The sequence below is a fragment of the Klebsiella quasipneumoniae subsp. quasipneumoniae genome (assembly GCF_020525925.1).
Classification (GTDB): Bacteria; Pseudomonadota; Gammaproteobacteria; order Enterobacterales; family Enterobacteriaceae; genus Klebsiella; species Klebsiella quasipneumoniae.
In genome coordinates this window covers 2,595,841-2,608,564 of record NZ_CP084876.1, presented here as the reverse complement: position 1 = coordinate 2,608,564, position 12,724 = coordinate 2,595,841, and the positions used below count along the sequence as shown (strand labels likewise).

13 protein-coding genes and 2 pseudogenes are annotated in these 12,724 nt (G+C 52.5%); 9 read left to right on the top strand and 6 right to left on the bottom strand.

Going from position 1 to position 12,724, the window contains the following annotated elements:
* Positions 1 to 41 precede the first annotated feature (41 nt).
* Entirely contained in the window at positions 42 to 1,379 is a 1,338-nt protein-coding gene (locus tag LGM20_RS12695) for a CitMHS family transporter (protein WP_044523133.1), read from the top strand.
* A 43-nt stretch (positions 1,380 to 1,422) separates the two neighbouring features.
* Here LGM20_RS12695 and LGM20_RS12690 read toward each other — a convergent pair whose 3' ends face one another.
* On the bottom strand, positions 1,423 to 2,316 hold the full coding sequence (locus LGM20_RS12690) for a GntR family transcriptional regulator (RefSeq protein ID WP_044523135.1): 894 nt from the start codon (positions 2,314 to 2,316) through the stop codon (positions 1,423 to 1,425).
* A gap of 168 nt (positions 2,317 to 2,484) precedes the next feature.
* Between LGM20_RS12690 and LGM20_RS12685 the strand changes: the two are divergent.
* A pseudogene (locus LGM20_RS12685) lies at positions 2,485 to 2,637 on the top strand (IS3 family transposase); the annotation flags it as partial.
* Positions 2,638 to 3,029: 392 nt separating this feature from the next.
* On the opposite strand, the gene LGM20_RS12680 reads toward LGM20_RS12685, so the two are convergent.
* The 4 genes from LGM20_RS12680 to LGM20_RS12665 all read right to left on the bottom strand — a co-directional run bounded on the left by LGM20_RS12680 (position 3,030) and on the right by LGM20_RS12665 (position 6,491).
* Positions 3,030 to 3,506: a GNAT family N-acetyltransferase gene (locus LGM20_RS12680; protein ID WP_369816775.1), complete on the bottom strand. Its 477-nt coding sequence runs from the start codon at positions 3,504 to 3,506 to the stop codon at positions 3,030 to 3,032.
* A gap of 154 nt (positions 3,507 to 3,660) precedes the next feature.
* Complete coding sequence (locus tag LGM20_RS12675; RefSeq protein ID WP_044523137.1) at positions 3,661 to 4,053, bottom strand: hypothetical protein; 393 nt, start codon at positions 4,051 to 4,053, stop codon at positions 3,661 to 3,663.
* 60 nt (positions 4,054 to 4,113) lie between these two features.
* A complete protein-coding gene (locus LGM20_RS12670) occupies positions 4,114 to 5,028 on the bottom strand; it encodes an NAD-dependent epimerase/dehydratase family protein (RefSeq protein WP_044523139.1) in 915 nt (304 codons plus the stop codon).
* Between the two features lie 143 nt (positions 5,029 to 5,171).
* Positions 5,172 to 6,491: an aminotransferase-like domain-containing protein gene (locus LGM20_RS12665; RefSeq protein WP_231791721.1), complete on the bottom strand. Its 1,320-nt coding sequence runs from the start codon at positions 6,489 to 6,491 to the stop codon at positions 5,172 to 5,174.
* 296 nt (positions 6,492 to 6,787) lie between these two features.
* Between LGM20_RS12665 and LGM20_RS12660 the strand changes: the two genes are divergently transcribed.
* The 7 genes and pseudogenes from LGM20_RS12660 to LGM20_RS12630 form a co-directional block, all read left to right on the top strand.
* Positions 6,788 to 7,243, top strand: coding sequence for a carboxymuconolactone decarboxylase family protein (locus LGM20_RS12660; protein WP_044523143.1), 456 nt, complete (start codon positions 6,788 to 6,790; stop codon positions 7,241 to 7,243).
* Positions 7,244 to 7,255: 12 nt separating this feature from the next.
* Positions 7,256 to 7,903 (top strand): hypothetical protein, encoded by a 648-nt coding sequence (locus tag LGM20_RS12655; protein ID WP_044523145.1) that lies wholly within the window; start codon positions 7,256 to 7,258, stop codon positions 7,901 to 7,903.
* A 277-nt stretch (positions 7,904 to 8,180) separates the two neighbouring features.
* Positions 8,181 to 8,612, top strand: coding sequence for a cupin domain-containing protein (locus LGM20_RS12650; RefSeq protein WP_044523148.1), 432 nt, complete (start codon positions 8,181 to 8,183; stop codon positions 8,610 to 8,612).
* A gap of 5 nt (positions 8,613 to 8,617) precedes the next feature.
* Positions 8,618 to 9,079 carry a carboxymuconolactone decarboxylase family protein gene (locus LGM20_RS12645; protein ID WP_044523150.1) on the top strand — a complete coding sequence of 154 codons (462 nt, stop codon included), beginning with the start codon at positions 8,618 to 8,620 and terminating at the stop codon, positions 9,077 to 9,079.
* A gap of 547 nt (positions 9,080 to 9,626) precedes the next feature.
* On the top strand, positions 9,627 to 10,973 hold the full coding sequence (locus tag LGM20_RS12640) for an ISNCY family transposase (protein WP_077253535.1): 1,347 nt from the start codon (positions 9,627 to 9,629) through the stop codon (positions 10,971 to 10,973).
* Between the two features lie 48 nt (positions 10,974 to 11,021).
* Positions 11,022 to 11,417, top strand: coding sequence for a helix-turn-helix domain-containing protein (locus LGM20_RS12635; RefSeq protein WP_004143398.1), 396 nt, complete (start codon positions 11,022 to 11,024; stop codon positions 11,415 to 11,417).
* A 160-nt stretch (positions 11,418 to 11,577) separates the two neighbouring features.
* Positions 11,578 to 12,143 (top strand): annotated as a pseudogene (locus LGM20_RS12630) (transposase family protein); the annotation flags it as partial.
* 61 nt (positions 12,144 to 12,204) lie between these two features.
* On the opposite strand, the gene LGM20_RS12625 reads toward LGM20_RS12630, so the two are convergent.
* On the bottom strand, positions 12,205 to 12,543 hold the full coding sequence (locus LGM20_RS12625) for a hypothetical protein (RefSeq protein WP_044523224.1): 339 nt from the start codon (positions 12,541 to 12,543) through the stop codon (positions 12,205 to 12,207).
* Between the last annotated feature and the right edge of the window lie 181 nt (positions 12,544 to 12,724).

Sequence of the window (12,724 nt, the reverse complement as noted above, 5' to 3'; positions counted from 1 at the left end):
CTTTCATTACGCAGTTAGCAATATCTGCGTCGGAGACTCTTATGCTCTCATTCCTGGGTTACGGCATGATCGTGGTCTTTATGATCCTCATCATGACCAAAAAATTATCGGCGTTGACCGCCCTGACAATTATTCCCATCTTGTTTGCGCTGATTGCTGGTTTCGGTGGCGAGATGGGCGAAATGATGATCGAGGGATTAAAGAAGGTCGCTCCCACCGCGATAATGGTAATTTTCGCCATTCTTTATTTTTGTACTATGTTCGACACAGGATTATTCGATCCGATAATACGTTTCTTCTTACGTATTATTGATGGCGATCCGGTAAAAGCGGTGATGTGTACAGCGTTGCTGGCGGCCATGGTCTCCCTCGACGGGGACGGTTCCACCACTTACATGATTTGCGTTACGGCGATGCTTCCGCTGTTTAAACGTATTCGTCTTGACCCGCTTGCACTGACCTGTGTGGTCTTCCTCTCCGGGAGTGTAACCAACCTGCTGCCGTGGGGCGGCCCGTTGGCGCGCGTCTCGGCGTCGTTAAAGGTGGAATCGAGTGAACTGTTTATACCGCTGATCCCCTCAATGATCTGCGGGCTGGTGGGGGTACTGGTGCTCTCCTGGTATATCGGCATTCGCGAACGCCGTCGGTTGGGCAAGCTTAGCATCCAGACAAATGCGCATGGGTCGGTTATCGAAGAAGATGCCGAAAGCTATCTGCCAGCTATCAATGAAGTAAATGACGAGCTGCGTAGGCCAAAAATGTTTTGGCTCAATGCCGCGCTGACGCTTGCGCTGATGGCTTCGCTGGTGATGGAGCTTCTCCCGCTGTCGGTGCTGTTTATGGTGGCGTTTGCCATCGCGCTGCTGATTAACTACCCGCATCTGGATGCCCAGCGCCAGCGTATCGCGTCTCATGCGCCCGCCGCGCTAAATCAGACGTCTATTTTCCTCGCGGCCGGGATCTTCGCGGGGATTCTGTCGGGGACGGGAATGGTGAATGCAATGTCCAATACGCTTCTGGACATCCTGCCGCAGTCCTGGGGGCCTTATCTGGCACCTATTACCGCGCTGATCAGCCTACCTGGTACCTTCTTTATGTCAAATGACGCCTTCTATTACGGCGTGCTGCCGGTACTGGCTGAGGCGGCAAAAGCTTATGGCATTGATCCGGTTGAGATTGGGCGCGCGTCGCTGGTGGGGCAGCCAGTGCATCTGTTAAGCCCGCTGGTGGCATCGACCTATCTGCTGGTGGGATTGGCAGGGGTCGAGTTCAGCGACCATCAAAAATACACCTTCAAGTGGGCGTTCCTGCTGTGCATGATATTCCTGGCATCGGGATTATTGCTGGGGCTTTATCCCCTCTATTCGGTCGCCAGTTAACAGACAATCGGCTCACTGTGTGGGCCGATTTTTTTGGCAGGGGTTAACTTTCTTCGCTGATTCGGCGCATTTTTTTATTATCAAGGGCAACAGACAGGTGCTGTTTCATAGTGTAGGACGCCTCGATGCGCTGCCCGGCTTCGATCATAGCGAGTATGCGCATATGATCTTTGACCTCAGCGTAGTAACGGTTGCGGTCATCCATGATTCGATAGTCCATCAGCCGACGCATTCGGTTAACATTGCGCAGCGAGATTTCAAAAAAGGGATTGTTGGAAAAAGCGATAATCGTTTCGTGGAAGCGGTAGCCTGCCAGCTGCAGTTGGGTAGGGGAGAGGCGTTCGATTCCGCTCTCCAGCAGCATTTCCAGCTCGCGTCGGATCTCGTTAATCTTCTCCTGGGGGGCATTGAACGTCGGTTCCAGAATGGCCATAGGTTCTATGACCATCCGGAAGCTGAAAATCTGCTCCAGCGCGGTCTTGGTTTTTGCCACGGGTAGAAAGCGCCATCCGTAACCTTGCTTACGTTCAACCCATCCCTCACTGATGCCCCTGGCGAGCACTGTAGACAACTGGCTCTTGGTGAGATTGTAGCGTTTCATCAGGAAAAGTTCGGTTACTTCAGATTCGATTTCATCCTGCAGCCAGTCCTCAGCCAATTGATAATATTCGGGTAAGTCGAGTTCTTCTGACAGTTCTTGTTTGGTATCGGCTTGCGGGGTGTAGTCATCTTTAACAAAAAAACCGCGGTTTTGCTTCTGGAGTAGCACCCCTTTTTGTTCAAGGTAAACGAGTGCTTCGCGAACAGGGGAGCGAGAGACATCGAAGATATCGGCCAGCTTCGGTACACTTAAATGTGAGCCTGGAGCAATTTCGCCATTATCGACTAACCCCATGATTTTTTGTGATATTCGTTCGGAGAGTGCACTGATTTTCATGTAAGCGCCCTGAGTAGTAAATGCAAATTTTTGAATTATTATTGCATTTTAGTTTAATTAAAAGCAATGTCATCGATGGCTAATTATCAGATAGACATCACATTTAAAGTGAAAGGCGGCGCGGAAAGAGCAAGTTAATGTTTTCATTGATCTTCTCCCTGAAACTGACGGGGATGCGGACTGCTGATGCAGAGCAGAATCGTTTACCACTGGCAGAGTCGGCAGGATGCTCGGGCGATAACCCTGCGCATCAGGGAAATAGCAGAAACCCGGATCCGCTACGGTTGCCCGCGTATTCATACTCAGTTACTAAGGGGAGGTCTCTCATAATTCACCACATGCTGATTCTATGTTTATATGGAGGTCATTTAACTTATGTTGAGTGTAACTTTGGTTTAAAGATTAAGTATGATGTCACTTACTGATTTGTAAGGTTTTTTTTGGATTTTGTCTTTAGCCTTTCCACTATTAGTTCATGAACTGATAGTGGAACAACGTTTCCTCCACCTTCAAAAAGTCAATAAGTACAGCAGAGGTGGCATTTAGTTACTGATCACATTGTCCCGAACTGACATCATAGGATGCTGCCATGTCTGAAGGTCATAAGTAAGGGTTATCTTCTCTCCCACTTCTCTACAGGGACAGGTAAACTAAATTGCATCAGGAAAACACCGGATGGCCGTTCCGGTGAGATCTCACAACCACGGGTATTATTACGAACTCATCCTGTATTCAATCATTCCGCTTTTGACTGCCACCTGGTCATAGAGACGCTGACCACGGAGATTCATTTCATGCGTATGCCAGTACAGTCGTGAAGCGGGGTATATGCAGGCTTGCAACCGCACAAAATCTATAAGCCTCTTACCGATGTGTTTACCACGCATATCCGGACGGACAAAAAGATCTTCAAGGTAACAGTAATAGCTTTCCGACCAGGTGGAACGGTGGAAGAGGTAGTGTACGAGACCGACAATCTGGTCCCCCTGTCTGGCCACGGCGCAGAACACCGGCTCTTCCGGTTCAGAAAACCGTTGCCACGTTTTTCGGGTTATATGCTCAGGAACATCAGCTTCATAGAAACTAATATACTGCTGCCACAGACAAAGCCATGCTTCAAATTCAGTGTCATTCACAATCCCGATTACGATATCTTTATTTTCATCAGCACGTTCAGCTACGTCCACCACGGTGGTCTCCTCATGTTTAACAAATTCCGGCAATTCGTCCCTGCATGCTGTCCGCTATATAGCCCTCATTAGCATAACCGTCACTGAGCCGCCCGCAGTGTAATGCCTGTTGGTACAGTCAGTATGAACCTGCCCGACTGTCGGGCAGATATCATCAGGATTCGCAGCCCGTAGACAGCGCCTGGGCGGCTGCCCCCTGGCGCACGAGTTTAACTCCCGGCGCGAAATGCCCGATAATCCTCATGAGGGTATTTTCACAGTCCCTGTCCACGCCACTTTTTATGTGGATCTCCTGCAGCAAGGTGTCCGTCCGCGTGGCCTTCCACAGGACGACGCCAAGCAGCTGAATAAACGCCTCATAGTGACCACTTCCCGGTTCACAGGGGACCGGGGAAAGAAGGGTCCGGAGAGCCGAATCGCTGGCTCCCTGAATTTCAGAAAGCCCCGGAGAAAAACTACCGTCATCATTCAGGGTCAGTGTGGCCCGCAGGTACCGGCCATCACGGAGAATAAATTCGAAAACCTGCCGATTTTCCCGTTTTTTCATCGTCAGTAACGCTCATTATATCGTGGCGATACGGTGCGGCAGACCGCACCGTAAAAAGGATCAGGCGTGCTCTTTCCAGAGGAGCGGACGCGGAGAGAAACCGAGTTTTTCTTTCGCTTTCTGATTTGATGCGCCGGTCAGCGCAGTGTGATAATACAGGCCTTCTTCCCCGGCAAGGGCCAGGGCGTCTTCCCTAGATAACCGGGCGGGATCAGGCGCGCCTACCCAGCGTGCAAACGCGGGTAACCACACCGCCACCGGCAGGGGATCATCATCCACAACATTGTATATACCCGGTTCGGCTTTCAGCGCTGCCACCGTCGCGGCAACGGCATCGTCAATGTGAACAAAGGACCAGACCGCATTTCCTTCTCCGAAGATGGCTGATTCGCCCCTTAACGCCTGTTCAGCAACCGCGCCACCAGGACGATACCAGGTTCCCGGGCCGTAGAAGAAACCGTAACGCAGCACGCTGCCGCTGATACCGGGCTGCGTCGTTACGGCTTTTTCGTAATCAGACAGCACCTGGCAGCTCTCCCCGATCACGCCCGGCGCGCGAACGCGCAGCGACGTATCCTCACCGGCCAGCCCGCCGGCGGGAGTATCAAGATAGAACCCGCGGGACTGAAGAAGGTACCGGCTGACGCCACAGGCTGCGGCAGCCTCCAGTAAATTTGTTCCCCCCGTTTTATGCAGCTCGGTGTCTGCCGGAATAGAACGGATAATGTCTGCCGGATCGGCGGGTAACAGTGTCAGCTGATCGATAAACACATCCGGGGAAATGTCCCTGACGGCCGCGAACACGGCATCCCGATCCATCGCGTCAACGCACAGGGCCTTCGCGCCGGTTTCACGCAGGCGGTCTACACCATTCCCCTGGCGTGTCATTCCCCATACTTCATGACCGAGGCTCATCAGAACCCTTGTCAACGGTAACCCAATTGCACCTGTCGCACCTGCCAGTAAAACCTTCATACTTTTCTCCCGTTCCCGTTCAGTCTGCCGGGTGGTGATCCGTTCCGGCATTTGTTGATAACAGGATCAGGATAGGGAAGCGCTGGTCCATTAAAAAGAACCAAAAACGTTTATTTATGCTGTACCAGATTTAACCGGCTGCCCTACGCCAGCTTCCGGATAAGACGATGCAGCCGTTCGCAGGCCAGTGACAGTGACTCACCTTCTTTTCCGGACACGCCAAGCAACAGCCCTGCCCGTGACGGGGAGCCCGGCTGGAACCACCCGGACAGAGGCGAAGGGGCGAGTCCGAAACCGTAGGCATAGTGTGCAATAGTGCGGTCCTGTGCCCCTTCAGGGAGATCTATCAGAACCGATAACCCGTGTATACCGGCCGTGTAACCGTAGCCCTTCATGATGTCCACCAGTGCCGTACTTCTGGCGTGATAGATCCGTTTCATTTTCCGCAGATGACGCAGGAAGTGTCCCTCGCTTAAAAATGAACGGACAGCCAACTGAATCGCCGGGTCGGGCGCAGGGGAGAGGCAGGCCGCCACGTCTGAAACCGTTGCGACCAGTGGGGCTGGCACAACCACGAAACCCAGTCTCAGGGCCGGGCTGATGGTTTTGCTGAAGGAGCCAATATGGATCACCCTGCCGCAGGTATCCTGAGACAGAAGGGACGGCGCAGCCCTGCGGCTGAGCTGAAGTTCGCCCAGGTAATCATCTTCCAGGATCCACCCTCCGTTCTGATCCGCCCAGTCCAGAAGAAGCTTACGTCGTTCCGGCGGCAGCGTCATTCCCAGAGGAGCCTGCTGACCCGGGGTGACCAGGGCGACAGCTGCATCCGGTGCCTGACGGATACCGTACTCAACGTCCATCCCCTCGGCATCCACCCTTACCGGCACGGTTGTCAGCCCGGCAAGAGACAGGGCTTTCCTCGCGGGAGGAAACCCGGGATTTTCAACCCAGGCCTGACGTCCGTGCAGGGACAGCGCATGCAGGATAAGCCCCAGCCCGCCCGTAAAGCCGGTGGTGATGAAAATCTGGGAAGGATGACATCTGATGCCCCTTGAAAGGAGCAGCTGCCCGGCTATTTCACGGCGCAGCTCACTTTCCCCCCTCGGGTCACCGTAGCACTGTCTTGCCGACATGACCTGACGGGCGGCGGAAGAGAAAAGCCGGGAAAGCAGGGGGACTGGAAATACATCGCTGGCAGGGATCCCCATCTGAAAATCCCCGGAGGGAAACAGATAATCCTGGTAGAGTTCAGAGTCCGGTACGGGCTCCGGCTGGGAACGGGTCTCCTTTCTGACAGGAAAGCTGTCGGCGACGCAGGTACCGCTGGCGCGTGACATGACAATCAGCTGTTCATCGGATAAACGTTCATAGGCCGTTTTTACGGTTCCGCGTGAGATACCCAGCTGGGTGGCGAGATCTATCCAGGAAGGCAGTCTTGCGCCTGGTGCCAGCACGCCGCTCATGATAGCTTCCGTGATAGCTATCCGGATCTGTTCGGATATGGATATTCGTGCCTTTCGGTCTATCGTCACTGCAAGGGGCTGTCTGCTCATTAACCTCTCCGCTTTCCTGCCCCCGCCCGCAACATACTGTCATGCGCGGGGCAAAGGACTGGCTTATCTGCTTTTTTACGTCCTCCACCGGATGCAATCCGGAGCCGGAGGCATTCCTGGTACATTAAAATCTTCTGTTTTTGGTTCTTTTCAGTGTAAATCCAGCTGATAAGCTTGACTTACTTTGAACCAAAAAGGAAATGAAAATGAGCCAACGCATTGATTATACTAAAACTTCTCCTGCCGGTGTGAAAGCGCTGGGCAGCGTGTATGCCTACGTCGCGCAGTGCGGCCTTGAGAATACGCTTGTGGAGCTGGTTAACCTGCGTGTAAGCCAGATAAATGGCTGCGCATACTGTCTGGATATGCACACCCGCGATCTTCTCAAGAAGGGTCTCAGCCCCGTTAAACTGGCGCTGGTTCAGGTATGGGACGAAGCTGGCGACGTGTTCAGCGAGCGCGAAAAAGCAGCGCTTTCCTGGGCCGAAACGGTAACCAGAGTGTCTGAAACCCACGTCCCGGATGAGGCGTTCGAAGCCGCTTCTGCCGTCTTTGAGGACAAGGAGCTGGCGGACCTGACGATGGCTATTGGCCTGATCAATGCCTACAACCGTCTGGCCATCAGTTTCCGCAATGTGCCTCAGGAAGCGACGGGCGTCTGAGGTATCCATGAAATGCTGCCCGGTGGCTATGGCATTATGCCTGCCAGCTATCCAATGAACGCTGGTCCGGACACGAATGACGCCCCGCTGTTTCAGGACAACCTGATGACAGCTTATCTCAGGGCAGGGCGCACGGGCGCGAACTGGGAAGTTCTTCCGGCGTCCGCATCCGGTACCGCTTACAGGGTTTATGCGCTGCTGTCGCTTGCCAACGCCGTCTTTCCCGGTGCGCGATACCTTTTTATCGGGTGCGAAGGGGACGACGACAGGGGTGATGAGATGCTGTTTGGTGACCTGGCCTGTGCTGGCGGAATAAATCCGGCATTCACCACAAGACGCTGCATGCTGCTCGGGAAGCGGTACTACATAGTGGAAATCAGCGATTCATGCAGCAAGCCCTTTATGCTTGCGGCCGGTGTAAATGACTCAGGCAGAACGTTAAGTCCCGGGGTGGTTTACGTCCATACCCCGGTCCCGGCGGGCGATGGCATCAGGCAGGCAACCCAGAGCAGATCGAGGCCATCTGGAATGACCGGTTCGGACTGGGGCCCTCTGCCGCCGAATACGCCACCCGCTTTCTTTATGACAGAACGTTCTGGCATCAGGCCTCAGCGGACAGGCGCATTTATCGTCCGAGTCCGCAGTATTCTGTCTCAGTGAACAGGACGGAAGTGACCGGGGGCGTATACTGGTGGACTGCCCGCATGTCGTCTCTGGCCGTCAGGCGGCTCCTGCGGGTGAAACATGGCACCCGGATCATCGGTACCCTGCCGCTCGTAGAGTTTAAAATTTCCCGGTGGGCAGATGAACAATATGACCGTTTCAGACGGGATATGTCTGCACAGGAAAATATCTGACACCCGCACCGTTCCTTTTACTCCTGGTGCAACAGGCAATATCACCCATTAAAATTATTCTCTCTTTCAGGAGATACAGTATGAAAAATAAATATATTCTTGCCGCTGTCGCTCTGGCGTTTACCTTTTCGGGTACCGTTCTGGCACACGGCACGGAAGATCATGGCACACAGGAAATCGTTAAGCCGAACTTCACGCATGCTTTGCCTAATGTTCCGGGTAAAACGCTTACGGCGGTTGAGGTCATCTATCCGGCAGGAGCAGCTTCTCCGTCCCATACTCATGCCTCTTCCTCATTTATTTATGCCTATGTCGTTGAGGGTGAAATCATCAGCCAGATCGCCGGGCAACCGGAACGGACCTACCGCGCCGGAGAGAGCTGGTATGAGGACCCCGGGGCGCATCATGTGGTCAGCCGGAACGCCAGTAAAACAGCACCGGCAAAACTGCTGGCCGTGTTCGTTGCTGACACCGGTGACACGAAATTAACCACGCCTGACAGCAAGAAGTAGTAGCGATGGGCTACCGGATTGACTATGCCAGGACGTCCACTGCGGGCGTCCTGGCCTACAGTGAGGTTGAACACTACCTCAGCCACTGCGGCCTGGATGAACACCTTCTGGATCTGGTTTACCTGCGGGTCAGCCAGCTTAACGGGTGTGCCTTCTGTACGGATCTGCACACGCGTATGCTGACTAAAGCTGGTATCGGGCCTGAGAAGCTTGCGCTGGTTCAGGTCTGGGCTCATTCCGGTCAGCTTTTTTCAGCAACAGAAAAAGCCGCCCTGGCATGGGCCGAACATGTCACCCTCATCGCCGGGCCAGCTGCCAGGCGCGGCTCTCATCCCGGAAATGCATCGTTGTTCACTGAAAAAGAGCTGTTTGATCTTACGCTGGCGATAAGCCTGATGAACGCGTGGAACCGTCTGGCCATTAGCTTCCGTAATGTTCCTCAGTCCGCCGCTGAGCATAAAGTATGATTTCAGAGTGGGTCAGTCTATCTGCCGGGCGGATTACAGAATGACCTCATGAAAAAAATATGAACATGAACGAAGTGACCAGCAAACATAACGTATTGCATGAAGAAGTTGGTGGATAGGTAAGTATATGATTAATCGTAATCTGTGGGCGGTTATGAACTAAATGCACACTTTACGTAATGCATGAAGCGAGAGGGAGATCAGAAATCCTAACGTATTGATTTATCAGTTAGTGGAAGTGTCTTATGAACTTATTTACCACAGTAGGTGATTTAACTTATGTTGGGCAAAAATTACGTGAAATGGCACCAGAACTCGCCAGTGAACTGACTCCAAGATGGCTCAGTTATCTCTGTATTTACGTAACAGTGCACGCCTGCAAAACCCGGAGTAAGTTAACAGTCAACATGATTTAACATAATATACATTATGCGCACTTAGATTGTCAGCACAAAGCGTTATTGTCGTCTCAGCACAATTCACACGCGTCGTGTACGCTAAGCCTTCATTTTGCTCAGCACAGGACCGCGATCTTATGTTGGTGACTATGACAGACAAAGAACTTTACCGGCTTGGCATCATTCAGCGAGTATTTGACCGGGCTTTGCTTCAGCGCGACGCAGCAGACATACTTAAGCTCAGTGTTCGTCAGGTGCAGCGTCTTGTGCGTCTGTACCGGACAGATGGCGCAACCGCATTTGCATCTTCCCGCCGTGGACGTCCTGCAAACAACCGGATCGATGAAGAAACACGCTGTAAAGCCCTGGATTTGATCCGGTGCCACTATTCAGATTTTGGCCCAACGCTCGCAACCGAAAAACTGGCTGAACGCCATCATATATATCTCTCCGTTGAAACCATCCGTAACTGGATGACAGCCGACGGTCTCTGGCGTCCTCATTCCCGCCGGCGAACCCGGGTTTACCAGCCGCGCTATCGTCGCGACTGTTTCGGCGAACTGGTTCAGATCGATGGCTCTCACCATGACTGGTTCGAAGGAAGAGCCCCAAAATGCTGTCTTCTGGTCTTCATGGATGACGCCACAGGTCGCCTGATGCACCTGCGATTCTGTGATTCAGAAAACGCGTTTGACTACATGATGGCTACCCGGCAATACATTGATAAACATGGTAAACCTGTCGCATTTTACAGCGACAAGCATGCGGTGTTCAGGGTCAGCGGACCCGAGAGCCGACGTACCGGCACAACCCAGTTCGGACGGGCTCTCCGGGAACTGGCGATCGAATTGATTTGTGCCAACAGCAGCCAGGCAAAAGGTCGCGTGGAACGGGTAAATAAAACGCTCCAGGATCGACTGATTAAAGAGATGCGCCTGCAGAACATCAGCTCGGTTGCTGAAGCCAATCAGTGGATTGAACATTTCATGTCTGATTTTAACCGTCGTTTCTCCCGGCCGGCAAAATACCCTAAAGATCTGCACCGTGCGGTCACACAGAGTCCACTGGAGCTGAATGATATCTTCGCCTGGCAGGAGCTACGGACCTTATCGAAAGCACTGACTTTTCAGTATGATAAAGTCATGTATATCATTGAACCCACCGAACAAAATACGCGCATAGCAGGTGAAAAAATTACCGTTTATGATTACCCTGACGGAAGCATTACTTTCCGGCATCAGCACCGGCCACTGGGTTATAAGATTTTCGATAAACTGACCTGCGTTGATCAGGGGGCGGTTGTTGATAACAAACGACTGGGTGCCGTTCTGAGGCTGGCACAGCAGAAACAGGACGAGCTGGAGGCTGAAGGAAAGCGAATGCGCAGTACAAAAATGCCCCGCAGGCGCGCTCAGGAGCGTGCACTGGAAGAGCTCAGGGCGATCAACCCGGTGCTGGCCAGTCCGCAGGATTTTATCCCCAGCCTGAAGCGATGAGCCCTTCCCTCACCTGTGGATCTGATATGGCCGACAGATGAGAGAAAAATGGACGACAACAAACCAGTGCTCCTGACACTTCACGAAGCGCTACGCCTGGATTTGATTGAAGCCTATATGGCGCGGGAAATCACGCTGGCAGAAGTGGCAGAGTCCATGGAGCTCACCCGTCGTCAGTGCTCCCGCCTGATTAAGCGCTATCGCGAGCTGGGGCCAGCCGGTCTGGTCAGCCGGCGCCGTGGAAAGCCCGGCAATCATCAGTTAAACACCACCATCAGAGATCAGGCACTGCAGCTTATTCGCTCACGCGGCCGGGGTATGAATCCGTCAGCCATCTGGCGAATTCTGACCACAGAATACGGTGTCCGGATTTCAAAAGAGACCGTACGTAAACTGATGATAGCCGAGAAAACCTGGCAACCACGTTCTTCCTCCAAAGCCTGACTCAACCTTAAAAAGGCATTGTCCAGACTCTCCACTGACGTCAGGTCAGCTTTGTTTTCAGCACGACATTTCAACATTGGCTAGACATAGATTATGGTGGCTGAGTTGTAAGGCCTGCTCCTGGATAAGTGACACGTAGATTCACCATCGAGGGATTCTGATAACGGCTCATGCAGCGGACGTTTTCACTTTGGACGAAGTTAACCGACTCAAAATCATTCAGGACGTTGTCGACCGGAGTCTGACCACACTTGATGGCCACACAGCGCCTGAGTATATCTGATCGCCAGTACCGACGCCTTCTGTTGCACTGCCGTGAATCAGGCTCGCCAGATATCGCTAACCTGAAATCTCAGCAATAACCAGCTGCCAGATGACCTTGCACAGTACGCGCTCAATATTATCCGCGAGCGCTATACCGACTTTGGGTCTACGCTGGCGTGTGAGAAACTCGCAGAACTGCATGATGTTCATCTGTCCAAAGAGACTGTCCGTTCACTCATGGTTAAAGCCGGTCTCTGGATCCCCCGCAAACAACGTGCGCCGAAAATTCAGCAGTCACGTTATCTTCGGGCCTGCTGCGGCGAACTGATCCAGATTGATGGTTGCGACCACCACTGGTTCGAGAACCGTGCGCCCGCGTGTACCTCACTGGTCTACGTCGACGATGCGACGAGCCGCCTGATGCAGCTTCGTTTCGTTAAATCGGAATCGACCTTCACCTATTCATGCCACTTTCAAATGATGGCGTGGAGATCGCTCTGTGGTCCTTACGCCTGATGTCACCTTATATTGATTGAAGCGTCGCAAGTGCCGAAAGCAGGATACCGATAACGACCGGATAAAAAACGCTGGAAATCAGGAATTCAGCTACCTTATGACCTTCACTTTGTATATGAATTGTTCTTCCTATACTTATCAGAGAGGCAAAAAAACCGATCGTCGCCACAACGGCGATGAAAGTCAGAATGCAATACAGCGTTAACCCGCCAGCCTCTCTTTTCTCAAGGCAACCAAACATCGCCAGCGCCTGCAACAGGCTTAATGCGATCGCCCCGGAGCAGCTTTCACAAACCCTTCCATAGATACCAAACACTTCCCAGGCACGTTCGTTAATGCGCTTCACTCAGAATTCCTTCTATAAAATAAAAAAATAACAGGCGCTTAAGTTTTTACCTCTTCACCTTTGCAAATCTATATAAAAAATCCATTTAAAAAATGGTGTCCTCTTTTTTCAGGTATTCATAAGGGTTCACCCTTCCCAGCCCATTTAGCGTAAAAACATCGTTATTTCCGGCGCAGGAACC

What these genes read in the sequence shown, in the direction of transcription:
- LGM20_RS12695 (WP_044523133.1), top strand. Translation starts at nt 42, where the DNA reads ATGCTCTCATTCCTGGGTTACGGCATGATCGTGGTCTTTATGATCCTC.
- LGM20_RS12690 (WP_044523135.1), bottom strand. Translation starts at nt 2,316, where the DNA reads ATGAAAATCAGTGCACTCTCCGAACGAATATCACAAAAAATCATGGGG.
- LGM20_RS12675 (WP_044523137.1), bottom strand. Translation starts at nt 4,053, where the DNA reads ATGAAAAAACGGGAAAATCGGCAGGTTTTCGAATTTATTCTCCGTGAT.
- LGM20_RS12670 (WP_044523139.1), bottom strand. Translation starts at nt 5,028, where the DNA reads ATGAAGGTTTTACTGGCAGGTGCGACAGGTGCAATTGGGTTACCGTTG.
- LGM20_RS12665 (WP_231791721.1), bottom strand. Translation starts at nt 6,491, where the DNA reads ATGAGCGGCGTGCTGGCACCAGGCGCAAGACTGCCTTCCTGGATAGAT.
- LGM20_RS12660 (WP_044523143.1), top strand. Translation starts at nt 6,788, where the DNA reads ATGAGCCAACGCATTGATTATACTAAAACTTCTCCTGCCGGTGTGAAA.
- LGM20_RS12655 (WP_044523145.1), top strand. Translation starts at nt 7,256, where the DNA reads ATGCTGCCCGGTGGCTATGGCATTATGCCTGCCAGCTATCCAATGAAC.
- LGM20_RS12650 (WP_044523148.1), top strand. Translation starts at nt 8,181, where the DNA reads ATGAAAAATAAATATATTCTTGCCGCTGTCGCTCTGGCGTTTACCTTT.
- LGM20_RS12645 (WP_044523150.1), top strand. Translation starts at nt 8,618, where the DNA reads ATGGGCTACCGGATTGACTATGCCAGGACGTCCACTGCGGGCGTCCTG.
- LGM20_RS12640 (WP_077253535.1), top strand. Translation starts at nt 9,627, where the DNA reads ATGACAGACAAAGAACTTTACCGGCTTGGCATCATTCAGCGAGTATTT.
- LGM20_RS12635 (WP_004143398.1), top strand. Translation starts at nt 11,022, where the DNA reads ATGGACGACAACAAACCAGTGCTCCTGACACTTCACGAAGCGCTACGC.